Annotated in this window: 15 protein-coding genes; 9 read left to right on the top strand and 6 right to left on the bottom strand. The window is 55.4% G+C overall.

Going from position 1 to position 25,657, the window contains the following annotated elements:
• Positions 1-76 precede the first annotated feature (76 nt).
• From GSQ94_RS00460 to GSQ94_RS00450, 3 genes are all read left to right on the top strand, one after another.
• A complete protein-coding gene (locus tag GSQ94_RS00460) occupies positions 77-724 on the top strand; it encodes an SOS response-associated peptidase (protein WP_158941361.1) in 648 nt (215 codons plus the stop codon).
• Positions 725-894: 170 nt separating this feature from the next.
• Positions 895-1,635, top strand: a complete 741-nt coding sequence (locus GSQ94_RS00455) for a DUF6088 family protein (RefSeq protein WP_158941360.1) — start codon at positions 895-897, stop codon at positions 1,633-1,635.
• Positions 1,632-2,585: a nucleotidyl transferase AbiEii/AbiGii toxin family protein gene (locus GSQ94_RS00450; protein ID WP_158941359.1), complete on the top strand. Its 954-nt coding sequence runs from the start codon at positions 1,632-1,634 to the stop codon at positions 2,583-2,585. Before GSQ94_RS00455 ends, GSQ94_RS00450 begins: the two co-directional genes overlap by 4 nt.
• A 65-nt stretch (positions 2,586-2,650) precedes the next feature.
• On the opposite strand, the gene GSQ94_RS00445 is transcribed toward GSQ94_RS00450, so the two are convergent.
• Positions 2,651-6,490, bottom strand: a complete 3,840-nt coding sequence (locus GSQ94_RS00445; protein WP_158941358.1) for a hypothetical protein — start codon at positions 6,488-6,490, stop codon at positions 2,651-2,653.
• A 215-nt stretch (positions 6,491-6,705) separates the two neighbouring features.
• A complete protein-coding gene (ltrA, locus tag GSQ94_RS00440; protein ID WP_158941357.1) occupies positions 6,706-8,172 on the bottom strand; it encodes a group II intron reverse transcriptase/maturase in 1,467 nt (488 codons plus the stop codon).
• A gap of 971 nt (positions 8,173-9,143) precedes the next feature.
• Here ltrA and GSQ94_RS00435 point away from each other — a divergent pair.
• From GSQ94_RS00435 to GSQ94_RS00425, 3 genes are all read left to right on the top strand, one after another.
• Positions 9,144-10,064 carry an ArdC family protein gene (locus GSQ94_RS00435; RefSeq protein ID WP_158941356.1) on the top strand — a complete coding sequence of 307 codons (921 nt, stop codon included), beginning with the start codon at positions 9,144-9,146 and terminating at the stop codon, positions 10,062-10,064.
• On the top strand, positions 10,064-10,483 hold the full coding sequence (locus tag GSQ94_RS00430) for a hypothetical protein (protein ID WP_158941355.1): 420 nt from the start codon (positions 10,064-10,066) through the stop codon (positions 10,481-10,483). The genes GSQ94_RS00435 and GSQ94_RS00430 overlap by 1 nt, the downstream gene beginning before the upstream one ends.
• Before the next feature lie 85 nt (positions 10,484-10,568).
• Positions 10,569-12,188: a ParB/RepB/Spo0J family partition protein gene (locus tag GSQ94_RS00425; protein ID WP_158941354.1), complete on the top strand. Its 1,620-nt coding sequence runs from the start codon at positions 10,569-10,571 to the stop codon at positions 12,186-12,188.
• Positions 12,189-12,291: 103 nt separating this feature from the next.
• Here GSQ94_RS00425 and GSQ94_RS00420 read toward each other — a convergent pair whose 3' ends face one another.
• Genes GSQ94_RS00420 through GSQ94_RS00410 form a run of 3 tightly spaced genes read right to left on the bottom strand, consistent with a single transcriptional unit; the run spans position 12,292 to position 20,229 of the window.
• Positions 12,292-14,379, bottom strand: coding sequence for a UvrD-helicase domain-containing protein (locus GSQ94_RS00420; RefSeq protein ID WP_158941353.1), 2,088 nt, complete (start codon positions 14,377-14,379; stop codon positions 12,292-12,294).
• The gene (locus tag GSQ94_RS00415) at positions 14,379-17,144 is read right to left on the bottom strand and encodes a site-specific DNA-methyltransferase (RefSeq protein ID WP_158941352.1); all 2,766 of its coding nucleotides are present in this window, start codon (positions 17,142-17,144) and stop codon (positions 14,379-14,381) included. Before GSQ94_RS00415 ends, GSQ94_RS00420 begins: the two co-directional genes overlap by 1 nt.
• 4 nt (positions 17,145-17,148) lie before the next feature.
• Positions 17,149-20,229, bottom strand: a complete 3,081-nt coding sequence (locus tag GSQ94_RS00410; protein WP_254063485.1) for a BPTD_3080 family restriction endonuclease — start codon at positions 20,227-20,229, stop codon at positions 17,149-17,151.
• A 283-nt stretch (positions 20,230-20,512) separates the two neighbouring features.
• Here GSQ94_RS00410 and GSQ94_RS00405 point away from each other — a divergent pair, with 283 nt between their 5' ends.
• The 3 genes from GSQ94_RS00405 to GSQ94_RS00395 are packed head-to-tail and all read left to right on the top strand — an operon-like array spanning position 20,513 to position 24,190.
• Positions 20,513-21,835, top strand: coding sequence for a toll/interleukin-1 receptor domain-containing protein (locus GSQ94_RS00405; protein ID WP_216842979.1), 1,323 nt, complete (start codon positions 20,513-20,515; stop codon positions 21,833-21,835).
• Positions 21,807-23,384 carry a hypothetical protein gene (locus GSQ94_RS00400; protein WP_216842978.1) on the top strand — a complete coding sequence of 526 codons (1,578 nt, stop codon included), beginning with the start codon at positions 21,807-21,809 and terminating at the stop codon, positions 23,382-23,384. Before GSQ94_RS00405 ends, GSQ94_RS00400 begins: the two co-directional genes overlap by 29 nt.
• A gap of 26 nt (positions 23,385-23,410) precedes the next feature.
• Positions 23,411-24,190: a hypothetical protein gene (locus GSQ94_RS00395; protein WP_158941350.1), complete on the top strand. Its 780-nt coding sequence runs from the start codon at positions 23,411-23,413 to the stop codon at positions 24,188-24,190.
• Between the two features lie 680 nt (positions 24,191-24,870).
• On the opposite strand, the gene GSQ94_RS00390 is transcribed toward GSQ94_RS00395, so the two are convergent.
• The coding region (locus GSQ94_RS00390; RefSeq protein ID WP_305794704.1) for a peroxidase family protein at positions 24,871-25,657 on the bottom strand (787 nt) is incomplete at its 5' end.

The raw sequence follows: 25,657 nt of genomic DNA, 5'->3' as shown, positions 1-25,657 counted from the left end.
GCATTATCTTGTAAGTAGCAGAAGAATAAGGGCAGAATAATAAAAACGCGAACGCCGCGCGCACCGAGGTTTCACCATGTGTGGACGTTTCAAACGAAAATCCGACAAACAAAAAGTCGCCAAGGTCTTCGAGGTCACAGCAGGAATCGAAGAACTCGACTTCGCGCCTGGCGATGATCTACGTCCCCAATCCATGCAGCCGATCATCTATCTAAATGACGACGGCGAACGCCGCATCGAGATGATGCGCTGGGGATTCAAGCTCCCCGATCGTCTGCTTTTCAATGCGCGCTCCGAGGGCATCGTCAACGCAAATTTCTGGAAAGATGCGTTTCTCGCCGGACGCGCGATCGCGCCCGGTGATTCAATCTTCGAGTGGAAGGAGATGCCGAAAGGGCAAAAGAAGCCGAAGTACGAAATCACTGTCCCAGGGCAAGAACCGTTCGGCATGGCTGCCGTTTGGAAGCTCTGGAAGAATCCGAAAACGGAACAGTGGGAACGTACCTTCGCCATCCTCACCGGCGATCCGAACGAGTTGGTAGCGCCTATCCACCCGCGTATGACCACCTTTATCGAACCACGGGATTTCGCCGAATACCTCGCGCCATCAGAGCGGCCCCCCGTTCATCTTTTGCGGGTATTGGCCGCCGAAAAGATGCACGTCGAATTAGTCGGAAACAGTCCTATCACCAACGCACAAGTCAATTTGTTCGACGCCCAATAGTGTCAGCGGCGGGCGGTTGCACGTCCAAGCGAGCCATTCGGCGGCGGGGGCGACCACTCTAATGTCAGTTAGTAGGGGACAATGGACTGATAGATTGCGGATAGGCAATTGTCACGTTTTATCGCAAAAAAACTTGACAATATGGCATGGATGGGGACAGAGTAAAGGAGATGCCGAAGGCCGCCAAAACCCGCAGCACTGCTAGTTCCATCCGCCTGCAAATTGAGCGCGGCGGCGAGAAGTTGTGGCGTCACAATGACTTCCGGGATCAGCCTTTTCCCGCCGTTGCCCAGACGCTCTCGCGTCTGACCCGCAACGGGACATTAGAACGGCTAAGCAAAGGTGTCTACTATCGTCCTCGCTCAACAGCGTTTGGGCCGAGCCGTCCCAGCCCCACGGCAATCAAGAAACTGGCGGAGAGAACCAAGACAATCTTCCCATCCGGCACCGCTGCCGCCAATCTACTAGGTTTCAGCACGCAGACATCGCGCCGAAGCGAGTTGGCAACAAGCTCACTCAGTCTCCCCAGGAAACTCATCGGCGCCGAGACCCGCGTTCATGCACGGAGGCCGGAAGCATGGAAGAACCTGTCTGAGACAGAAGCAGCTCTCCTCGACTTTTTACGCAAGGGCGGTAGCACAAGCGAATTGTCTGCCGAACGCACCATTCAAAAGACCTTGGCCCTACTTGCAAAGGATCGTCACCTTGAACGACTGCTCAAGGTGGCTGATTCGGAGCCGCCACGGGTTCGCGCTTTACTGGGCGCACTGGCGGAAGAGCTTGAGCGAGATCCCGCCGCACGAGCACGTCTGCGCGCCTCCTTGAATCCGCTCTCCCGGTTTGACTTTGGACAATTCACAGCCCTGCTACACGCGCGCGAGTGGCAGGCCAAGGAAAGGCCCAAAACGTGAGACTGTTTGAACATCCTGACTTCGATCAGGTGATCCTTCAGGCCGCAGAGCACTTTCAGCTCCGGCCAGGGATCATCGAAAAGGACTACTACGTCACCGAAGTGCTGCGTATCATCGCCGCTACGGCCGGCGACAAAGTTATCTTCAAAGGTGGAACCAGCCTCTCGAAAGGCTGGAACTTGATTCAGCGGTTTTCAGAGGACATCGACATCTTTCTCGACCCGCTTGCCTTCGAGCCACCTCTGACCAAACGCGGCATCGACCGCGAACTAAAGAGCCTGCGCGATGCCGTGGCCGCGCATCCGGCTCTTCAGTTCGTTCCCGACGAGAGCCAAACCATAGGAGGCTTCGGGCGCAATGACCGGTTCTCTTATCACCAACTCCACGGCGGTCCCGGTGAAGTCGTCAACCGTGTGCTCCTCGAAGCAGGAGCAGCCAGCGGTCGGGAACCCACCGTCAATGTTGAGCTGCGCTCCTACCTCGGTCAGTTGCTACAGGAAAAAGGAATCACGCTCGGGGCGGAAGACGAAAGCTCGTTCCCAATGCGCTTGCTCCATTTCAGGCGAACCTTCGTAGAGAAGATGTTTGCCATTCACAGTAAAGTGGAAATCCTCAAACGGGATGGACGTTCTCTGGGCACCTACGCTCGGCACTACTACGACCTGTTTCAACTCGCATCACGACCCGAGATTCAAGAAATGCTTCAATCTGCCGAGTATGGCGAGATCAAGCAGGACTACGACCGCATCAGCCGCACACACTTTCCTGGCAGCTACTTCTACCCGGATCAAATGAGCTTCGCCAACAGCGACGCCCTCTTTTCGACGGGAGACCTTTCTGCCGCGATTGGCCGCGAATACAAGGGCCAGTGCGAGATTCTCTGCTTCGGCCCACACCCCTCCTGGGAGATCGTGCAAGCCCGTTTTATGGAGCTTCGCAACTTGCTTTAGAACTGGAATCCACGGCCAGCACAATGAGGTCGGACAGCGATACGTCTGGCTCATCCCGAAGAGCTCTATGAACCGATAAGTCTGTCCGCCGTCACCCCCGCAAACCACCTATCGAAACATTCATCGAACTGGTTCTGTCCCACCGGATTCAATCCAAAGAATCGACCGCTATTTTTGCGAACATGCAGCAACGCCGACCGTAGAGGTACATTGCTCCAGAGCGCATCAAGGAATGCGGTCATGACTCTGCACCGAACCTCCGGCAAGTGCGGTTCGCGATACAGTTTCGTCACAAAGTCCACGAAGATCCTGAGCAATGCTTGGAGGTTTCCAGTGGGCTTTTGAAAAATCTCCACGAACTGCTTCAGTGGAGATCGCCAGGGTATTCCCTCGGCCATCTCAACTCCCTTCAGCAGGGTCGTACTGTCGAACATGGTAACTGTGTAGTTCATTCCAATCAGGGATGCGACAATCCTCAGCCTCTCGGCATCTGTGATCTGACCGGCGACTGCCGTCTGCTCAGCAACTATTTCGGTCCAGGTCCTCTTCACACCAAACTCGCTCTTTGCAAGTTCTGCCTGAATGAGATCGTCTGTCCATAAGACCGAGTCGGGACGCGATGCTAGTAGCATCGCTTCTGTCCCATACTGTCCGAACATCTTCTCAAGCGGCTCCCGCTTTGCCGGATCGAGAGCAGCTAGTTCCATGACCGGCACAATTTGCACTACTGATCTCAGCCGCTCAAGAAATCCCTCGTCCTCCAGATGCCTCGCGGCCTTCTGATCCGCGGTCTCCTCCGTAAAAGATGCAACACCATCGCGATAACTGACCGTCCCACTTGTTGAACCAGAGAAAAGATCGCCAATCAATGTTTCTTGTAACTCATCAAACGTTCCTTCAGTCATCTGAAATTGGAACCGTTTGGCGTCCAACAGGAGGCCCTCGCAACCGATCATCCGAATCGTGGCTACGACGCTGATATCAACGACTACGACGTTGCAGGTTTGGAGAACGAAAATACTCTGGCCGCGCTCTTCTGGCGTCCCAAAAGCGGATTTAACCGCCTGCCCATCTTCCTGCGCCAGACTCGCTAGTGCCAAATAAGCGTTTCTTCCAAAACGATCGCCAAAGAGATGGAACGATACGGGCAGTTCGTCGTAAATGCGACGAGCCTGGGAGACCGTCGCCTCTCGTTCCTTTACAGAATCGAGAACCTTCTGGAGCCCCCGTGTCACTTCCTCTTCCGTTGTCCCCAAGTGGACAGCTTCAACAAAGCTTTGACCGCCGAAGCGCAACTGCATCTCGCCCATACAGTCTTGGAAACGCCGAACATACTTCGGCATGATCTGCCGAACGGTACCGGTCCTGCTCTGCATCTGTCCTTTTGCTAAAACGACGATATCCCCAACGCGCTTTCCGACGAGTTCTTGTGCAAGTACAGAATTTATCGGTATCTCTTCAAACTCAGCGCTCGGTGTGTCCGTTGCTTCCAAAACGAACCATCGAACACCGCCATTCAGATCGTCATGCACGGCTACCGCGGAATCGACCGCAGCTACATCGAGCGACGGCGGCATTGTGATCGACGTGTCCCCTGGCATAAGACTCAAAATCATTGCCTGATGGGCTTGGATATCTCCGAAATGCGACCGCAAAAATCGATAAGCAAAGTCAATGGTCGAGTTGCCGGCACCCGCAAATCGCAGTACATGAACCGCAGGTATGATGTAGTCCAACGGAAGCTCGTCCACCGTGGGCAAGGCGTTCAGACTTCCATTCACAAGAGCTGGCTGCTGCATTTGAACGCCAATGACTGATCGTAAGAGCGTGCCCAACTTGTGATCCGGATGTGTCTTTAAGAACTCGTCCAGGCGCGCAACTGCTTTCTCACGCGAGTATTTCTGGAGATACTGCACCTCAAAGCTGACCACCTCCCACAGGTCTTGTCCCCGTCTCTCCAGTTCGGCACACGTTTGAAGAACAACGTCGTCACGATGAAGACGAGCTGCGCAGTCGAGCAGCATCCCGCTATCAAACGCCTGGACATTTAGGTCAAACAGCTCTTGACACAACGGCAGCGCTTGATCAGGCAAATCTAAGCGCATGAATAAGCGCGCGATGAATTCTTTCGTCTCAACGCCGCTGGAGGCAGTGAGTTCTTGTTTCGCTTGCCGCGCAAGACGTTCCGCCTCGTCCTTGCTCCCTTCGCTTGCCGCAATGTGTGCCAGCAGAGCCGTAATGACCTCTTTGTCGAGGTGCGCCGAGGCTTGCATGAGGTAAGCCCGTGCGCCAGCCGGATCCTTCATCCGCACCATCGCATCTATTGCCGTAGATGCGATGATTGGCCGCAAATTTGGCCGAAGCTCCGACGTGTCGATAGCAGTGAGCATCGACACTGCAACCGGTAGATCTTCAGGAATAGCTCGCTGAACCAACGCCCTGGCATACATCAAGGCGGCTTCTGGACGACCACTCTTGCGATAGGCCCGCTCTAGTAGTCGGATGGACTCGTCGATTCGCTTAGCCGAACTGTGTATGTGAGACAACGCAAGAAGCGCTTGAACATTTTCGGGATCAATTCGGATCGCCTCATATGCATCCGCCTCCGCCTCGGCTACTTTCTTCTGCAATAACCGTAAGTCTGTCCGTATCACCAACGCTTCAGCCCGCGCGCGTTCGTCTCGTTCCACTTCTGCCAGACGCATCGTTTCGCTCAGGGCGGATTCAACACCTTCCACAAGCTCATCCCGTGGAATTCCTGAATCGGTGCTTCCGTTCTCGGCCAGCACAATCCAGCCCATGTACGCTCGTGCTATCGAAAGTTGCGGCTGAGATGAGTCGGGCAAAATCATTGCCGCAGCTTTGGCATATTCCAAACCCTTGCCGATCTCCATTTCGATCAGTGCGTGGCGCGATAAAGAAAGCGAAACCTCCGCATCAGCCTTGATCGCTTCGCTGAGTTCACCCTCCAAGTCACTGAGACGGGTTAGCGGTGGTGCAGAAGCGACCCAGTTCGCCGCCAGCTTCGCAGATTCTGGATATTCTTTACGTAGTTCGGCAGCCTTCTTGTGAGCGGTGTCGTGTTCGCCCTTAAGAATGTATGCCAGAACCTCATTGGTCTTCGCACGCTCATCGCTAGGCTCCCAACGCATGGCCTCGAAGAAATGCTCTGCCGCGACTTCAGCCTTGCCGAGACCCATCTCTGCAAAGCCAAGATTTGAGCTAATACGAAAACGATCATGTTGTGAAACAAAGCTGAAACCATCCCGTTGAACAATCCGATTCAAAATCAATAGCGCTGTTTGGTATTCGCGCTTGTTGACCGCATCGCGGGCTGCATCAATTTCTTCCGTCAGCCCTGTGGTTTCGATCAAACCGCCAGCTTCTCTGATTTGCTGTTCAACGATAGGCGATTTTGACCCAATCCGGCTGGTTGCTGTGATAACCGTTAACTCGAAGTACGCTTTGCGAACCTCGTTATACATCTGAATCAGGCGGCACAACTTGCCCCAGGTCAGAAGCTCCACCTCGAACAGACCCAGCTCCCGATGACGTTGGTTGATCTCAAGAACCTTCTTCTGTGCCTGAGTCGATACTTTGGCAGTGGTGAGAATGCCGTATTTGCCGAGAGGAAACTCGAACTTGCAAGCATCGGCAACTTCGTCGGCGATAGACGTGGGCGATAGCGTTTTCTGAAATTCCTTAAGTTTGCACTGTGCCCCATGAAGCGGAACCACGCCCCCAAGGTCCAGAATATCGATGCCGTTTTGCCGTTCACCCTTCCGTCCATACCGTTCCAAACCGGGGCGGTTCCAGTAAATCCGTAAGATATCGACACAAAGATCCTCGAAGTCGTCTTCGTCCGTCGGAATCGGAAACAACACCGGAATGGCAATTTGTCGCATAGCAATTTACACGCAATCCATTATCTCCGGCTTTCGCCCTCAAGCATCAGAACTTCAACTAGATAGGGAGTCGGGTAAGGGAACGGCATTGCTGCCGCTCCCTCCCCTAAGAACCGGACTTGATGGTTTCCCTCATCCGGCTCAAGCCGTGTGTAAGCCCTGCATGAACAGAGCCGGTTGAACACATCGCACGACGGTTAGCGATGTCTGTTAGTTCACCTGAACCTCTTTCGAGATTCGAAGTAGCCGCGCCAGAGCAGGTCGAACGGGTTAGCGTCCGACTTGACCTTGACGTAGCGCCGGATGGGGATTTCGGTTGGGTTTACCAGCCGAGCCTCAGCCGAGCGCGAACCTTGCGCGTTCGAACCAACCAGTACAGCGAAGCACCATGAAGTCCGTCCAAGCCTGTGCCAGTATCGATCTACGATCCAGGTAGAGGACTTGTTCGGATGCCGGCGCTTTGCCCATCGCCAGAGCGAGTGCCAGAGGACCATCCCCACTTTCCGATACGTCGAACCAGCTTCGATGTGACGGTGATAGTATGCCCATCCACGGATGACTGGGTTGAGCAGCCTGATCAGATACTCCTGTTTCGTGGCTCGATTCGAACGAATCTGACCACGCACCTTTTCCAGGAAGGCGTGCACGTTCTTCTTGGAGGGTGTAATCAGGAGCTTGCCGCCATACTTGCGCAGGTTCTGCCCCAGGAAGTCGAAGCCCTGTTCGATATGCGTAATGCAGGTTTTCTCGGGTGAGAGTTGCAAGCCTCGTTCGAGCATGAACCGCTCGACCAGTGGCTTGACTTCATTTTCCAGCAGATCTTTCGAACTGCCGGTGATGATGAAGTCATCTGCATAACGCACGAAGTTGACCTTCGGGTTGTGCACCGTCCCATGGATCTGCCGTATGCGGAAGGTATCCTTGAGCAGCCGCTCCAACCCATCCAGTGTCAGATTCGCCAGCGTGGGCGAGATGATCCCGCCTTGCGGTGTACCTGCCTCCGTTGGAAACAGCGTTCGATTTTCCATGAAGCCCGCCTTCAGCCATTTCTTCAGCACCTCTTTATCCGTGGGGATGTGGTCGAGCATCCAAGCGTGGCTGATGTTGTCGAAGCAGCCACGGATGTCGCCCTCAAGAACCCACTGCGGGCTGGTCTTGCGAGCCAGCGCGCAGAAGCACTGTTCGATGGCATCGGCGGTCGAGCGCGCCGGTCGAAAACCATAGGAGTTGGGATCGGCGGTTGTCTCCGCGACCGGGAGTAGCGCGAGCAGGTAGAGCGCCTGCATCGACCGATCCTTCATCGTGGGGATTCCCAACGGTCTCAGCTTCCCATTGGCCTTCGGGATATAGACACGCCGCAGCGGTTGCGGAAAATACCCGCGCCGTCGCAGTGTATCGATGGCCTTGTATCTGGACGCCGGTGTGCTCCAGATCGCTCCGTCCACTCCCGGCGTGTTCTTGCCCTGATTGTGCGTCACTCGCTTTACAGCCAACGCACGGCCGCAGAACGAGTGGGTCAACAGCCATTGCAAGGCTTTCACCTTGCCGTGACGGCCTTCCTGTGTTGCCTTGACGATACGCGCTTGCAGTCTCCTGACCTTCTGCTCACATTGAGACCAGTCGATCTGTTCCCATTGAGCCGCCGGGCCGGAGGCTGCACACGTAAATTGCTCCACGTTCATTTGCGATTTCCTCCTTCGAAGATTCTGTAAGTTCTCTCGTCAACCACGACCAACTGGAAGTCTGCCTGCTTTCGCAGCGGAGTGATGTTGCAACTCCTATCCGCTCCATTACAGAACGGCATTCGCTTTCTCCAGCATCCTTTACCCGCTGCCCAACAGCGCGCCTTGCAGCAACGCCTGCCCCCAAAGAGGCGGAACAACGGGCTTACCTTGTTCCGTTTGAATGACACGAATGACTTAGTCCCCACCTTTACACCGGCAGCCTTTGTGTCCGTGTACTCCATACTTCCGGTGGAGCATCCGGCTGCGTGCCTTTTGGCTAGAGCCTGTCAGCGTCTTTGGCTCTTCGGAGGTTACGGTGCCTACGGCAGTTCACTTTTGTTGGACCTATCATTCAGCCTGGCCCCTCCCACCGCCTTGACGCTGGCAGTGGCGGAGAACGCCTTGCGGAGTCCTCCTTGTCGCAAGACTGAGGTTCGTTGTCTCGACAGCTTTCGACCCAGCCGTTACCAGCTACGCCGATGTCGATAGGCTACTGCGGACGGAACCGCAGGTTCAGCTCACTCCTTTCGTGTTGAACAATCATTCAAACAGCTTCAAGTCGCACGGAGGTCTCCTCCCGTCTGCGGCTGCTTCGCATCCTCTGCCCCCACCTCTGCGGGCCGTTCCTTCCCGCAACGCCCTCCCTGACAATATCTGCGCTCCGCGCCGGGCAAGGTAGACAAGCCTGCTAAGGGGCTCTGCCCCGATCGCGCGGCGCAAGGGGTTTCCCCAATCTTCCGCGCTTCGCTTGTGCAGACCTCCGCTGCGCTCCGCCCTTTCCGTTCCGCCTTCGGCTCCCTCTCCAAGGGTGGGTACACCCCTCCCCGTTGCGCCTTGCTACCCCCGCCTTCGCCAGGAGGCGTTCGGCATGTAGGTACATGCCACGCATGGCATGAAAAGCAACGGCCAAGGCCAAGGAGGAAGCACCCATGAACACCAACGCCACCACCAGCAGCGTCACCCCGTCCACCCTAAACCCCAAACAGCCGCAGCAACGGCAGACCGCCAAAGAGATCATCGCCGCCAACGTCAAGGAGCTTATCGCGCAGTTGGAGGCAGGTCACAGCAACGCGCTTACGGCGTACCTCGACGCCATGAGCCGCTTTCACAATTACAGCTTTGGCAACGTCCTCGAAATCGCACGACAGAGGCCGGACGCAACGCGCGTTGCGGGGCTGTACGCATGGAACCAGCTTGGGCGCAAGGTGAGAAAGGGAGAGAAGGGTATTCGCATTCTTGCTCCCATCATCGGCATTCGCCGGAAGACAGAGAAGGAAGCCGAGAAAGACCCCGCTTTCCAGAACAAACCCGTCTTGGTTGGATTTCGCAACGCTTACGTCTTCGATGTCTCGCAGACCGAGGGCGCGGAGCTTCCCACCATGCACGAGGTACACGGCGACGTGGGCGAGAACCGCGACCGTCTTGTTTCATACGTCGAGCGGCAGGGCATCGAGCTTGTCTTTACCGAGAATATTGCTCCCGCGTTGGGTGCCAGCTACGGCGGCAGGATTGCCATTCTCCCCGGCCAATCGGAAGCCGAGGAGTTCTCCACGCTTGTCCACGAACTCGCACACGAGATGTTGCACAAGGCCGAGCGCCGCACCACCACCACCAAGGTTGTGAAGGAGACGGAGGCCGAGTCGGTAGCGTTTGTCGTCGGCAAGGCCGTTGGTCTGAAAGCGGGAACCGCATCGGCTGACTACATCCACCTGTACCACGGCAACGCTTCGCTTCTGGCCGAGAGCTTGGAAGTGATACAGCAGACCTCCGCCGTCATCCTTGCCGCCTTGCAGCCGCCGACCGAAGAGCAAGCGGCGATGCCCGATGCAGAACTGGCGAAGGTGGCGTAATGAAGACCATCCTTCAAATCCTCAAATTGGCCGGAGGTTGGCACCACGGCCTCAACCTCAAGATCGAGAACTCGCCCTATATGGCGTTGGTAATCGAGGCGACCGATGAGTCCGGCCCTTGTGGACTCCCGGCAATCTCTGTCTGTCATTACGGCGAACAGAACGGCGACCTGATGCGCGACCCAGAGATGTGCTTCGAGTTTGGACTTGGAGGAGGGGCGCACCTTAACCCCTTCTACTGGCGCAACGATTATGCCGGTATCGAGCAATGGTCACGTTTCATTCAAGACGGCCATTACGCCTTCCACACTGAGCTTTACAAGCAGCACGAACAGTTCGCCAAGCAGTGGGACAAAAACCTGCGAGGTCAGGGCTTTGTCGAAGCCTTTGAGCGGCAGCAGCGGAACCCATGCGCCTAACTCTTTCCCGCCCCGGTGCGGACAGGAAAGCGCGTCCGCTTCACAACACCCAACGCAGTGCAACCGCTCGAAAGGAGCCATTGCCATGAACACCACCACCGTCGCCAACGCCACCGAGTACCGCAACCTGCCTCTCGCGTTGCTCACTGAATCCAAGACCAATCCGCGCCGAACCTTCGAGAATGATTCCTTGAAGGAATTGGCCGAGAGCATCCGCACCCAGGGCATTCTTTCGCCGTTGCTTGTGCGGCCTGTGAGCGAACAGGGCTTTGAGATCGTCTTCGGAGCAAGGCGTTATCGCGCCGCGCAGATGGCCGAAGCCGCCACCGTCCCCGTTCGCATCAAGAACCTCACCGATGCCGAAGCGTTGGAGGCGCAGTTGATTGAAAACCTCCAGCGCCGCGACGTTCACCCGATGGAGGAAGCGAACGGCTTTCGCGCTTTGCTGAACTTGGAAGAGCCGAAATACTCCGTTGAGCAGATCGCCGCGAGAACGGGCAAATCGCCCGCATATGTGGCTGGCAGGTTGAAGCTGACCGAGCTTGCTCCCGTTGTGGTCGAAGCCTTCTACCGCGAGGACATCGGCGTCGGCCATGCGCTCTTGCTGGCAAAGCTCCAGTCCGACCAACAGGAACAGGCGCTTGGAGCTTGCTTCAAAGAGGATTGGAGCAACGGCGGGCAGAAGGCGAAACGCATCCTTCTCCCTGTACGGAGTCTCCAATTCTGGATTGAGAGCAACATTCTCCTCATCCTCAAACTCGCTCCCTTCGACAAGCGGGACACGCAGCTTGTCCCGGCAGCGGGGAGTTGCGTGGACTGCCCCAAGCGGACAGGGCATAACAAGCTCCTGTTTGCGGATGTAAGGCAGGACGCTTGCACCGACCCAAACTGCTATCACGCGAAGGTCGATGCCCATGTTGCCAAGACCGTTGCGGCGAAACCCAAGCTTGTGCAAATCAGCACGGCCTACGGCCAGCAGCAGGAAGGCAGCGCGACGTTGCCGCGTAACAAGTACACCGAAATCCGGCCAGAGAAGCCCACGACCAAAGAAGAGGCAGTGCGCCCGGAGTTCAAAACCTGTAAATACACCACAGAAGCCATAGTGTCGGACGGCATCGACAAGGGAGAAATCCGCAAGGTTTGCACGGAAGCTAACTGCCCGGTGCATCATCCCAAGAAGCGTCCGCAGCAGATCGCGGATGATACCAAGTGGAAGGCCGAGCAGGAGAAGCAGCGCAAGGAAACTGCGATTGCTAACACGACCGGCATCCGCATACTTGCCGCCATCACCGCAGCCGTTCCGGTGCGGTTGATGAAACGCGACCTGCTTTTTGTGGTGGAGCGGTTGGCATCGTTGCTGGACGAAAACCGTCTAGTAGTTATCGCCCGGCAGCACGGTATCAAGAAGGCGAAGGACAGCGACTCTATTGGGAAGCTGTTTACCGCCTATCTCCGTCGTGCCGAAGAAAGCGCACTTGGCGGTCTGCTGGTAGAGATAACCATTCTTCACGCGGCCATGCGGCAGAACGCAACGCAAGTCCTCCGCGACGCAGCAACCGCGTACAAGGTGGATGTGGATGCCATCGGCCTTAAGGTCAAGCAAGAATTTACCGCCAAGGAGAAAGCGAAGCTCAGCAAGAAGCCGCCAACCAAAGCCATTGCAAAGGTGCAACCGAAACCTGCGAAGAAGGCAAAGGCCGCATAGCCTCCGCACATTTACTAAGGGAGTCTGTCACCCGGCAGGCTCCCATTTTTTCGTTCGCCCGTCTTCCCACCCTTGAAGGTCGCTCTCGCGAATTGCGAGAGCGTCATGTTTTGCCCACCCGACGGGCTTGCATGTCTTGCAGGAACTCTGAGGGGGAACCGGCACTGGTAAGCAGCAGACAATCGCGGGCACGAGTACATGCGACGTACAAGAGTTGCCGCTCCGTGTTGTAAACATCTTCCAACTCGGAGGCATCGGTCGCTGTTTCAATTCGCTCCTGCAATGGAATCACTTCATCGTCGCAAGCCATGACTGCGACGGCCCGAAACTCCAAGCCTTTAGCCATATGCATAGTGCTTAGCGACAGTGAACCCACGGTCGTTTCGGCATGAGTATCGAGTACACGAAACGGTAGTCCGGCCGCCGTTGCCGCAAGTTCAGCGCGTGGCAGTTCGGCAGCAGATCGAACGAAGAGCACTATTTCATCTGGCCTTAGCCCGTCCGAAATGCGCTTCTGGAGCCACTTCGCTACCGCCTCCTGCTCCAGTGCCTCTGTCTTGGCACCCAGCACTTGGGGCAGCGGGCCATCAAACAAAGAAACCGTGCCTGTGCGATCCTCGATATTTCCATCGACATCAGAAACTTCCGCATCCAGCAGTCTGTCGGCCTGCATCCTGATTTGGTGCGAAGTGCGATAGTTCACCTTGAGCGTGGTTGATCTTCCCCGAAGATCGACGCCAAGCCCCTTCCACGAAAAGGGCTGCTGGAAGATCCTCTGCCCGGTGTCCCCAGCAAAGAAGAGACTATTGGGCCGCTTGCCTCCAAGTGCGGCGAGGAACCGGAGCTGTGTGATGCTGACATCCTGGGCCTCATCAACCACCGCAAAGTCGAACGGCGATTCGTTCCCATTCAGGTAATGAGAGGCCAATCGTTGAAACATCCCGGCCTCTGTCATCGAGCCGTCATCGAAGAGGCGAGTTCGCACAGCATCAAAGATCGACCAGAGCAGGGACCGTTGAGGTTCCTTAAGACGAGTCTTACGGCCTAGCCGCGTTACATCGCGGTAGTCCTCCCAGGACGTTAATTGCCACGCATCCACGACTTGCTCCCACTCACTCATCAGGAACCGCAGGGTGAACTTGTGGTCAGCAGTGGCATCCGACGCCTCTTGCATCATCCGGCGGAGCCTCTCGACTGAAATTAACTTCGGCTTACCAAGATTCAATTCGTACAGTCGCAGACCAATCGCCTTCATCGAGAGGACTTCGATTTGCTCTCCCAGGCGTGGCTGACTACCGATGAGGAGCCGCAGCCGCGTTCGGAGCGCATTCGCCAGGGTGTCGGAAAATGTCGTCAAAAGCACTCTTGAGTCCGGGTTCGCGCGGGCGAGGTGGACTGCGCGATGCAGAGCGACAATCGTTTTGCCAGTACCGGCCGAGCCAGCAACTTTGGCCGGCCCCTTGAAAGTTTTCTCCACAAGTTGACGCTGAGCTGGGTGCAGAAACACGGCCCACTTCTCCCACGGATAATCCAGGGCGAGCTGTAGCTCCTCGATATTCTTCATCACCCGGAAGCGACGTTGCGCGTCTGGGTGCTCGAATGGATTGCTTACGGCCACGACTGTTGGAGCGACAGGGGCGACGCCAGTTGCCAGATTGAGTAGCGCCTCGGCTGCCTCGCCGGGGAGGTGCGTTGCTATCTCAAGCAGCGTGTCTTCGTTCGCGCCGTGAATATCGGCCAGCCATTCGAGAGGCACACCGTATTGCAATAATTCTGCGTCTGGGACAGAAGCGAAGAGTAGGGGCTTGGTAACGGCAGGGGCAGGAACATCGACATACTTCGGAACCGCAATCTCTTGGACGCGCTCACGAATCTCCACGAGCTGCGCCGCACCCGTCTTTGGGTGCGTCTCCAGCTTGCGCCGTTCTGCCCATTGATAGGCCGCGTCATGATGCGCGACATAGCAGAGCAACAGGCTTGCGTTCGTGCGATGCACGATGAGCCGAATGTCTCGGCTGACCCGCATAGACCAGAAGTTGATGTCCTTTGCGCGATCCAGCTTGTGGAGTTGAAGGCTTGGGTGTGCCGGATTCAGTTGCAGATCGAACGCAGCCGTCTTCACCGACTTCTGCTCTTCGCCAGTCAGTCGCGCCAGGCTATCGGTGAACGTGTCTGCAATCCGAAACTCCATCAGTTCACCTTGAAGACCTTCATCACTTCATCGCCCAGATGGTTGATGACTTTCACCGCGATTCTCCCCGATACAGGCTTGGGGAAAGCCCGCGATGTATCGCTGTGAAGAGTTGACCAGGCATCTTCATTGATCTCTGCCTTGAGCGTCGTTTTCAAAGCTTTATACGGGTCGTTTGCTCCAAGAAAGTATGCCTGTCGGACGAAGAAGCTCTCTTCGTTGTAATCCGTATCCACGAACCAGCAAGCGATGCCATCTGCTCCATCGCTGCGCACTTCGCCTGTGCTCGGATGGAAGACATCAACGCCGTTCACTTTGACTCGAATCTCGCCACTCTTCTCATCCAGAATCTTAATGTCCGGCTCTCCGAAGATGACAAACAGATTGCCCTTACCCGTGTTCTTGAGATCGTCGGCCATGTGGAGGTCTGCATTCATCCTTGCTTTCAAGACAGGGATGCGGCCGAGTTTGTTGAACTCGGAAGAGTGGGCATCGTAGTTGAACGCGCAAGCAATCAAGACATCAAAGGCTGCATCCCCGGCTTCACGAGCAGCGGAGACGAGATCGGGCCGCGAGACAGTGCCAAACTCCGGGCCAACAAAGATGGCCGCACGCTTCTCTATGCCATCACCATCCAGATAGCGCCCCTCGGCACAAACTCGCTCCCCGGGCCACGCAGCCAGGGACGAGAAAATAATTTTGTCACCCTTGTTTGCCTGCTGCACGCCGCTTGTCTGCAGGTTATCGAGGATCACCTGTACAAAGTTCGCGGCATCTCTTGCGTCGTTGTCAACATTTGCAGGTTCTTCGATAAATTCGTCATTTTCGTCCACGGCCAAGACACGATGCGGTGACAAGCTTTCAACAGTGAACGGCCCCGCCACCCGTACCTTCTTGTTGTCTTCGTAGGGTTTGTCATACAGATACTCGAATTCGGCCTTCGCAGCGATGGATGCGTCGATCGCCCGCTGGCGTGAAATCCGAAGTTCCCACCAAGAAGAATGAAGCTCCTTTGTGGCTTCCGACCAAGACGTAGTGGCCTCGCGCGGAATCTCCCATTCCTGCCATTCGCGCTTGAGAGCTTTATTCAGCCTCTCGCGTAGAGGCTCCAACTTCTCCTGATACTGCTCCCAGATTACGTCTATCTCAGTGTTGTTGGCTATGGACTTGAGCGTGATGTGCGGTACTCGCTCATAGACGAAGCCTTGCCGCACATTACCGTGCGTTACAGACTCGGATGGAATGCGCTGTGTGATTTGAGCTTCCTTCATCTGTCCGTCGCGCGAGTCGGCGAGTAGGTAGAAGGGATATCGTGCCCCCATGATGCGGGCACGGGCCAGCGCAAGCGCTACGCGTGAGGTATCAATCGTGATCCAGCGGCGGCCTGATTGCTCGGCGACGGTGGCAGTAGTGCCGGACCCGCAGGTCGGATCTAGCACTAGGTCTCCAGGATCAGTAGACATCAGGATGCACCGTTGAATGGCTTCCGTGGCCGTCTGCACTACGTAAATTTTTGGATCGGAACGGCTTTGTATGCCTCCAATATCCATCCAGACGTTAACTCGTGGTTGCACAGCAAAGTCGTCATAGAACCGGGCATAGCGAATTGAATTGCCCTCAGCCATGACACGACCAGCAAGGGCAAGTCGTCCCATGCCTCGGACTGTTGTTTTCCAGTGAAGACCTGTTGGTGGACTCCATTGCTTGTTCTGGAAAGACAAGACTTGTTCGCTGTTAGCGGATGCGCCTTGGGAGGTCAACTGGTCGGAAACGGCCTCTCTTTCAAGGTCCATGCCGGAGTTCTTGAGAGCTGCGATTGTATGTGCCGGTCGGTATTTCGATTTGCCCTCGCCAAAGGCGCTTTTCTCAACGAAGAGGCTCCTGAATTTCGCCACTTCCGATTTCTTTGCATACCAAAGAACGTAGTCTGTCACGGATGACAAGTAGTTTCCCGAGAAGCCCGTTGTTTTGGCATAAGCGATTTGAGATATGCAATTATCTTCGCCAAAAACCTCATCCATTAGGGCTCGGACGCGATGCACATTCTCATCGCCGATCTGCACGAACATAGAGCCGGAATCACTGAGTAGATCACGGCCAACAGTGAGACGATCACGCAGGTATGTCAGGTATGAATGGATGCCATCTCTCCAGGTATCTCGGAAAGCTTTGACCTGTTCCGGTTCCCGGGTGATGTGACTGGCGTTGCCATCTTTCACATCGCGGCTAGTAGTGGACCACTGAAAATTGCTATTGAACTTTATGCCATACGGCGGATCAAAGTAGATGCACTGCACCTTGCCACGTAAGCCTTCACGTTCGGCAAGAGACGCCATGACCTGTAGGCTGTCACCCAGAATCATTCGATTCGACCAATGCGCGTCATGCTGGTAAAACTCTGTTTTCGCGTCTTCGCTCGGGAGGCCATTGAAGTCGGCGAAGAGATCAAATTGCGGCAGCGGCTTGTTCGGGCTAGTCTCGGACTGCCGCTTCAGGTCATCAATCAATACTTTCGGATGGACTTTTTCTTGAATGTATAGAGGTGGAGCAGGCACTACCAAATCGCTCCAGTCCAATTCATCCTTTCCGCGCCATACCAACTGCGGGTCCAAGTCGCGGTTACGCCGCTCGTAGGCTACGCGAATCGGTGTCTGCTCATCCGTTCGCATCACCGATTGATATTCAGCAGTAGGAATGTTCTTACGCGAGGCTTCATCGTGCTTCAGCGTTACTACCTTCTTCTTCGTTGCTGGGGTTTTTGCCATGTACCTAGACTTCCTTCTCTGCGAACTGCGCGGGGACTGCCTTGAGGATTTCGGCAATCATGCCGTTGAAGGCTCCTTCTACACGCGCCTTGAATTCCGATTCGATTGCATAAACCGACGTAAACTCCGCAAAAGCCCAGCGGCCATGCTTGCCGCTGTTGTTTACGCCCGGAACCCAATACGTCTCCATCGTGGACTTCTTTTCTTTGGCATCCTCGCGGCGGTAGCCTTTGATCTCAACAATCAGATTCAGCAGGTCATCCTCGCCGTGGCCGTCATCGACCCGAACGATAAAGTCGGGTCGGTATTTGCGATTCTCCGAACCGCATCGGTAAGGCACCTCGAAACCCAGCGAGTGGTTCTTCACATAGCTCCGCACCTGCGGATGCGCCTCCGCAACCCGACAGAACTCCGACTCCCAATCGCTGTCCAAGACGACCCAATTTACTTGGCACTTGCGCGAGTCCGTCTCCCAACGATCCGTTTTCGATGTCGTGAAGTTAACATGACTCGTGGAGCCCACAGGGTTGTAAGGATCGAGAATGACCTTGATTGGCGATTTGCCAATAGTCTTCCGCGTGATCGCCGAGGTGATCCGCTCACAGGCTGTGTCGGCTAGCTCCTGATACATGAGTTGCGCCGGATATGTCTCCCCCACGCATACGAGGCAGGTATCAAGCCATTCCTTCGTAATGCGCTTCAACTGTCCGAAGAGATAGAGTTGGGGATCTTCGCCGGCATCTCGCCACTTCGTGTAGAGGAGCCGCTTTGTAAGGTGGAGAACCAGCGAGGAGTGCCGCATATCGCCGAGATGCTTGAGGCTTAGATCGACATCCGCGCCGATGATGCCAGAGTTTTTGGTGATCGACGGGCCGACGATATCCGGGCTCAATTCATAAACAGATTCATCGTTGAATTCAGCTTCCAGGCGTTCTGTCGGCAGTTCGACTCGGTAGCCTTGGACGCGAGGGAAGCAAATCTCTAAGGCGTCACGTTCCGGCTTTATGGCTTTGACCTGTATCGTCTCGCGCGGAGCCTGGGGCGGCGCTACAACGGGTTTCGCTGCGAAGTCGAAGGGTATGCCGAGAATGTCAGCATATTCGACGTTAAACAGACCCTCTTCATTCAGGTCATAGGACTGGCGCCGTAATGCGCGCCCGATGACCTGCTCGCATAGCAGTTGCGTCCCGAAAGCGCGAACGCCGAGGACGTGTGTAACGGTATTCGTATCCCAACCTTCCGTAAGCATCGAGACCGAGACGACGCACCGAATGGACTCTCCCAACCGGCCTTTCTTGCCAACGGTGTTCATCACTTCCCGGAGCACCTGGACATCTTCGATATCGTCGGCGTTTGTGAGTTGACCACTACGCTGTGCTATTTCGTACCGGAACTGCTCGATCTCCAAAGCGGCGGCTTTCCTGAATCCGTCGTCCAGGGCCTCACCGGATTCAAGCTGCATACTGTCGATGAGGAGTGTACGCGGCCGCGACAAAGGATTGCCGTATTCGTCGAAGTTGCGGAACAGCGCCAAACGGCCTTGCTCCAACTGTTGACCATCCTGGCTTTCGCGGTAGAAGCCGGAGATGTAGTCGTAGACCAGCTTGGAAGTCGAAGTGTTGTTGCAAACTACGATGAAGCAGGGAGGAACGCTGATTCTCGCGTCTGCCCACTTGTTGAACGTCTCTTCGTAATGCCCGTAAAGAGCTTCGAGGGCGGTCTGGAGTTCAACCGGGATCGCCAGCGGATCGAGCGTTCCCGCTTTGCCCTTGCCCTTCTTCGGCATCTTCTTTCCGATATGCTCCCAAAGGTTTCGGAACTTTGGCACGTCCACGCCCGGTACGTTGTCCGCGACGGGGACGCGAGGGAGCTTAACAATGCCGCATTCGATGGCGTCCATTAGAGAAAAATCGCTCATCGTCCACGGGAAGAGCGTGCCCTCTGCGTAGCCAGAACCGCGCAAGAAGAAGGGTGTGGCAGACAGATCAATGACCTTCGCTATCCCTAGCTTCCGCTTCACAGCTTCCAAACCCGAAATCCAAAGGCGCGCAGCCTCGTTATTTTCCTCCGCCTCACGCTTTTCGTCGGAGTCAGCTTCGCCGTCCTCCGGGTTGCCGGGTTTTTCGCGGTAGCAGTGGTGGGCCTCGTCATTGATGACCAGGATGTTCTTCATGCCCATCAACTCCGGCATGACCCGTTGGATCATCTGTCCCTCGGTTTCGAGCGTTTCGAGGGCTTCACCACGCCCCTGCAATAGCGCCCGACCGCCTTTGGACAGCTCTATCCGCTCCCGGAGCTTGAACTTGTGGAAGTTCTCAGTGACGATCACAGCCCGTCGAATATCCGGCAGCATGTCTGTGGGAACCAGCTCGCGACTTGCGTAGTAGCTGTCGGGGTCATTCGGTTGGAGGACGCGTAGCCGTTCCTTGATCGTCAGACCAGGAGCTACGACGAGAAAGCCGCGCGTGAAGTGGCTGCCAGGACGTTGAACCGCATTGACCGTCTGCCATGCAATGAGCATCGCCATGACGGTTGTCTTTCCGGCACCTGTCGCGAGTTTCAGCGCAAGGCGCATCAACTCGGGATTCGCCTCCGCATTGGCGTTCGCCAGGTGCTCTAGGAACGCCTTACCGCCCTTTCCCCGCTTCGGAGCAACCTCCGTTAGCCAGATGGCGGTTTCGACGGCCTCAACCTGACAGAAGAACGGGCGGACGCCATTGAATTTGTAGTGACGCCAGTGTTGGAGGAGCCTTGCTGTCTCGGGAGTGACCAGCCAGTCGTTCGGATTCGGAAGGGCTCTCCAAGCGTCAACTTGACCCCGGAGATCGTTGATGAGCGAGGTTGGGTCGTACTGCTGAGTGGCAGTGGATAAACCGTCATCCTGCCGGAGGCCAAGCGTCCCCTGTGAACCCTGGCCCTTTCGCTTTCGCGGCTTGGGAATCGGTGTGATGAACTCAGCACGCCGCCGGCTCGGCAAAATCTGCTGAGTGGGTTGACCGGACGGGTCAAGCTCCCAATGACGAGCTGGCTGGTCGTAAGGGCCGTTCAGTACGGGTTGTTCAAAAAAAGGATTGACCGCTTCCACGCCGCCTCTTGCTCTCTTAACTGAAAAGCTGCCAATAATTATGCAAATTGGATCGTAACCATTCTGGCACACGGCACTTGAGACTGTATCGAATCGTTGAATTGCCCACCTCTCTGACAACCAAGAACTTGTCGATGAGCTAGAGGCCACGTCGGCGCAGTTCAGCAAGATCGCGGCTCGGCTCTGGCCAATGTAGTGACTGACCCTGTTTCCAACAATTTGCCTACACCTTTTGTTCGCCTGCGGCAGTATCATGATTTGCAGGACGGGGGCGAAGAGCAGAGTGAACGAGCGCGAAGCAATCTTCATTAGTCACGCCACACCGGAAGATAACGACTTAACCATTTGGCTCGGGGCTAAGCTCTCCGCTATGGGCTATGAGGTTTGGGCAGATGTCCTTCGGTTACGAGGTGGTCACGATTGGCAGCGCAGGTTAGAAGCCGCTCTGCGAAACCGTGCCTGCAAAGTTCTCCTTATTGCCAACCCAATCTCTGTCGAAAAGCAAGGCGTACGAAACGAAATCCAAATTGCATCGGATGTCGCCCGTGGCCTCAAGGACGACTCTTTCGTAATTCCACTTCGGACTAAGCCCTACCAGTCTCCGTTCCTGATCGCCCAGGCGCAATATATCAACTTCGAGAGGGGGTGGGCCGAAGGTTTTCAAGACCTTATCCTTGCGCTGAACGACTATGGAGTACCTCACAATCAGCCTGTAAACACCGATGTTTGGCGGGAGCTGCAGACAATCCACGCTAGAGCATTGACAACGGCCCCGGAGACGCTGGTGTCAAATTGGGTTTCCGTACAAAACCTTCCGCCTCGGATCTTTTTTCACCCGGAAGGATCCGATCTAAGGGCCTTCGACGACTACGTGCGTGTGCCATACGGAAACGGCCATCTGTCGTTTGCGGGAGTGTTGCCGAAAAGAGGGAAGCAGAATTCGAGGGTCAGACGGACTGACGCCCTGATCAATGAGGGCTGGAATGCATTGGGGCTTCCGAAACACGAAGGACGAAAGCTCATCACGCAGCTCATCAATGCCGCGGTTGCCGATTACCTAAAGCGCAGGGGACTTTCCACCTACATGATGGCGAATCGGCATGAGGCTTTCTGGATGTCGAAGACCACGCCATTGATCAAAGTGCAATTCGATTGGAAGCCATATCGAGGCAGTCGACTCCTGCAGGGTAAGTCGCTAAAGCGTGGCGTCCAATGGCATTTTGCAGTTTCGCCGTCGTATCAAGTATTTCCAAGCCGTCACATTTGTTTCAGGAGTCGCCTAATCTTTACGACGGACGGCGAGAGTCCAATTCAAAGCTCCGGACGCATGCACCAACTCCGGCGCTCGTTCGCGAAGGGGTGGAGGAACGCGCGTTGGAGGGACATGCTGCTCGCATTCTTATATTGGCTCTCCCAAGGCTCAAACGCGCTCTCGATTCCCGTGAGCCCTGATGAGTCGATCGAGCTGCGGCTGCCACCGATGTTCTTTCGTTCGCCTGTCGGACTACCAGCTGCGGATGAGTCCCAAGAACCAGACGAAGACGACCCAACTCCCGATTTGGAAGAGGAACGTTTTGATGAACTCCCGGAAGAAGAAGACTTCTAACAAAAAGACGCTTAACGAAATGCTGCACATTGCCGAGCCGATGCTTGAGTTTGGCCACAAACAGCAAATGGCTTATCCACGCGATGGCTTGTTCCTTTTTGGTCCAGCGGGCAACCCCTCACATATCCCCGTGACTCGGTATGGCGTGATCGGAACGCGCGAGGGCGTCCGACGCTTCCGGGTATGGTCCGAGAAGATGGCCAGTCCCATTGCAGTACCGGAGCCGGGGGTCCGGTCTAAAGCCGTTGAGGCACATCACGTCATGTTTCCTGGTTTTTCATCGGCTTTCAAAAGCGAATGGCCCAAAGAGCCTCACGCTGTCATTGATGACATTGACTCCGCAGAAATTGATCGATCACTTCATCTTACAAATCGGCATGAGGCTATTCATACCGCCGTCAACTTGTACGTCTCGCGTCTCATCAAAGAAAACAGTCGCTCCGAAAACCCGCCGACTTTTTGGTTTGTCGTAATCCCTGAGATCGTGTATGAACTCGGGCGTCCTCTTTCCACGGTTAAGAAGGACGACCGCATTGTGGGAACAGTGACAATTACAAAGCGTCGGGCGCAGGAACTCGAGAAGTCACCCACGCTCTTTGGCATCGAAGAGGAAGACGCAGACGTATACAAGTACGCGACTCATTTCAGGCGTCAGCTCAAAGCAAGACTTCTCAAAGATCAGATCGTGACTCAGATCATTCGGGAAACAACGCTGACTCCAAGCGAATTCCTCAAAAGCAATGGGGCGCTCCAAAGGCGGGTCGAAGATCCGGCGACGATTGCTTGGAAACTGGGAACGGGAGCTTACTACAAGGCGGGTGGCAAGCCATGGCAACTGGCAAATGTTCGGCCTGGTGTGTGTTACGTTGGCTTGGTTTACAAAGTGAGTGATCTAGCCAGTGATGCGCGACATGCCTGCTGCGCAGCGCAGATGTTTCTGAGTGATGGCGAGGGAATTGTCTTCCGGGGCGCGCTCGGACCTTGGTATCACACGGACACGCGGCAATTTCATTTGGATGGCCCATCAGCAACACAATTGATCGAGATGGTGATTGCGGAATACAAGCTTCAGCACGACGTTCCGCCGGCAGAGTTGTTCATTCATGCAACTAGTGCGTTCACCGACGAAGAGTGGACTGGGTTCCAGCAAGCCTGTGACCCCAAGACAAATCTCGTCGCAGTCCAGATTCTTGACATCAAAAACGATCTCAAGATGTTTCGTCCTGGTGCATATCCCGTGATTCGAGGTTCGGCGTTAAAGGTAAGCGACACATCGGCATACTTATGGACTTCGGGGTATGTTCCCCGTCTGGACACATATATGGGTCCAGAAACCCCAAATCCGATCTCGGTCAGAATTCTCAGGGGAACGTGTTCACTTACAACGGTATTAAGCGACATTCTTGGACTCACTAAGATCAACTTCAACACCTGCCTCTATAATGACCGTCTTCCTGTGACCATCCGGTTCGCCAACGAAGTTGGAGATGTCCTTATCTCTGCTCCACTCGAAGGGGAGCCTCGACTCCCTTTCAAGTTTTACATTTAGCTCCGCTTTTTAGGGAGGATCGCTTTATGGGCGGGGATTCAACTCCAAATCAGGACGGGCAAGCTGGACAAACCGTAAAGGGATGCTGGGCTGCATCGCTTGGGGATTGTGAAGGCAAGATCAGCCGTGAGCATCTCGTCTCACAGGCTCTCTTCCCAGATGGCAATATCACGGTCAGCGGTCTGCACTGGTGCAAGGATGGGCCTAAGACCGTTGGGCTGGCGTCGCTCACAGGCAAAATTCTTTGCCGCAAACACAACAGCGAACTTAGCCAGCTTGATACTGCGGTCAAGCAAGCGTTTGAGTCCTTCGATGCGTCAATGCAACTCTTCCAAGTGCGAAGTAAGCTCAAGAGTCGGCGATGGACGATAAAAACGTTCACCATTGACGGAAAGTTACTAGAGCGGTGGTTCCTGAAGACGCTCATAAACCTCAGCCACGACGGGCCTCGGATTATCGGTGAAGGCTCTCATCCTGCCGGTCTACCGAATGACGAGTTGGTAAAGATCGCATTCGGTAGGGCGGCGTTTCGAGAGAAAGCTGGGTTATACACTGCCGCACACGATGGAGAACAGGTTACGCTTCGCCAGGGTTTGAGCCTGACCCCGAAGACTATAGGAGACAATTTGCTTGCGGGGATGTTTTCTCTTTGCGGCTATCGTTTTTTCCTGAGCCTTCTACCGGAGACGTTCAAAGAGCATCAAGGTTCCCACCTTATGTATCGAGACGTGCATCACTGGTATGCACCGCGTGACGACAAAGGACGACCTGTGCGGTCGCACCGGCTGGACATCACTTGGCGGTGAAAGCATCGGGAACCGTTGCGTCTTGAACACAAGAGGCCGTCACGGGTAAAGTGGGAGAGGTGAAGGAGCGCACCTGTCCAAAGCGGTCCGAAAAAGTCCGACGAAGTGCGCAGCAAAATCGGATTATGAATCTTATTTTGTAAAGTGGGGATCGGAGTGGGGACGCTGTGGAAAAGCGCTGTATCCCATTTAGTTTCAATGCCCGTGAATCCCTGGGGGGCAACCAATTCACAGACAACCACTTAGCTGGTTTTCGACAACCCGCTTGGCGGCGCCATATACCGCGGAGAATGCCGGGGACCCCATTTGGCGAAATTTGAGCGGTCTAAGTTAGATCGACCTTTTCGCTGAAGTCGAAACTTATGGCTTCCTCATAAGCTTTCAACCTTGAGCGAGAGCCGTTACAGAGGAGCAAAATGCGGACGACACATGGCGTTCCGCTGCTCAGCTAAACGCAAAGACGGAGATCAATCATGTCAACTTAAATAAAAGAACCTCGCCGTATGCGCGGGTTCAACGCTGTATTATTTTGCGACTTAAATCGACGAAAAAAGCTCGCGCGGGTCGTCAACATCTAACCCCGCGCGAGCAAGACAAGCGAGAACGCCGATTTGCCGATTCAAACCTGGAGAACAGCGGCTACGTACAACGATGACCAATCATCTTAGGATTGCCAAATCTCAGGCAAGGTCATAGCGATCAAGATTCATCACCTTGTTCCATGCAGCCACAAAGTCTTTCACGAACGATTCCTTCGAGTCCTCAGAGGCGTAGACCTCCGTGACTGCTCTAAGCTGGGAGTTTGAGCCGAAGACAAGATCGACACGAGTGCCGGTCCACTTGACCTCACCAGTGGCGCGATCAAGGCCTTCGTACACGCCTTCTGCAGTAGTGGAGGCTTTCCATTCAGTCCTCATATTCAGCAGGTTGACGAAGAAGTCGTTCGTCAACGTCTCGGGCTTGTCGGTGAAGACTCCGTTCTTCGACTGGCGATAGTTGGCGCCAAGGACGCGCAAGCCACCGACAAGAACCGCCATCTCAGGTGCAGTCAGCGTCAGCAACTGCGCGCGGTCGAGCAGCAGAGCTTCGGCAGTTTCGGTGTGTCCGAGACGGAAGTAATTGCGGAAGCCGTCTGCGGTCGGCTCAAGCGGAGCGAACGAGCTGACATCGGTCAGTTCCTGTGTGGCATCCGTGCGACCGGGAGCGAAGGGAACCTTCACCTCGTGTCCAGCCTTCTTCGCAGCCTCTTCAACAGCGGCGCAGCCGCCGAGGATGATCAGATCAGCGAGTGAGACCTTCTTGTCGGTGCCGTTAAACTCTTTCTGGATTCCTTCGAGTGTGCTCAGAACCTTCGCCAGCACGAGAGGCTGGTTTACCTCCCAGTTCTTCTGCGGCTCCAGGCGAATACGTCCGCCGTTGGCCCCGCCGCGTTTATCGGAGCCGCGGAACGAAGACGCCGAAGCCCAG

The organism is Granulicella sp. S190 (genome assembly GCF_009766095.1).
GTDB lineage: Bacteria > Acidobacteriota > Terriglobia > Terriglobales > Acidobacteriaceae > Edaphobacter.
This window is presented reverse-complemented; position numbering and strand designations above follow the sequence as displayed.

Coding starts and splice junctions, on each gene's coding strand:
- GSQ94_RS00435 (WP_158941356.1), top strand. CDS start 9,144: ATGAACACCAACGCCACCACCAGCAGCGTCACCCCGTCCACCCTAAAC.
- GSQ94_RS00445 (WP_158941358.1), bottom strand. CDS start 6,490: ATGCGACAAATTGCCATTCCGGTGTTGTTTCCGATTCCGACGGACGAA.
- GSQ94_RS00430 (WP_158941355.1), top strand. CDS start 10,064: ATGAAGACCATCCTTCAAATCCTCAAATTGGCCGGAGGTTGGCACCAC.
- ltrA (WP_158941357.1), bottom strand. CDS start 8,172: ATGAACGTGGAGCAATTTACGTGTGCAGCCTCCGGCCCGGCGGCTCAA.
- GSQ94_RS00400 (WP_216842978.1), top strand. CDS start 21,807: ATGAACTCCCGGAAGAAGAAGACTTCTAACAAAAAGACGCTTAACGAA.
- GSQ94_RS00420 (WP_158941353.1), bottom strand. CDS start 14,379: ATGGAGTTTCGGATTGCAGACACGTTCACCGATAGCCTGGCGCGACTG.
- GSQ94_RS00425 (WP_158941354.1), top strand. CDS start 10,569: ATGAACACCACCACCGTCGCCAACGCCACCGAGTACCGCAACCTGCCT.
- GSQ94_RS00395 (WP_158941350.1), top strand. CDS start 23,411: ATGGGCGGGGATTCAACTCCAAATCAGGACGGGCAAGCTGGACAAACC.
- GSQ94_RS00455 (WP_158941360.1), top strand. CDS start 895: ATGCCGAAGGCCGCCAAAACCCGCAGCACTGCTAGTTCCATCCGCCTG.
- GSQ94_RS00460 (WP_158941361.1), top strand. CDS start 77: ATGTGTGGACGTTTCAAACGAAAATCCGACAAACAAAAAGTCGCCAAG.
- GSQ94_RS00415 (WP_158941352.1), bottom strand. CDS start 17,144: ATGGCAAAAACCCCAGCAACGAAGAAGAAGGTAGTAACGCTGAAGCAC.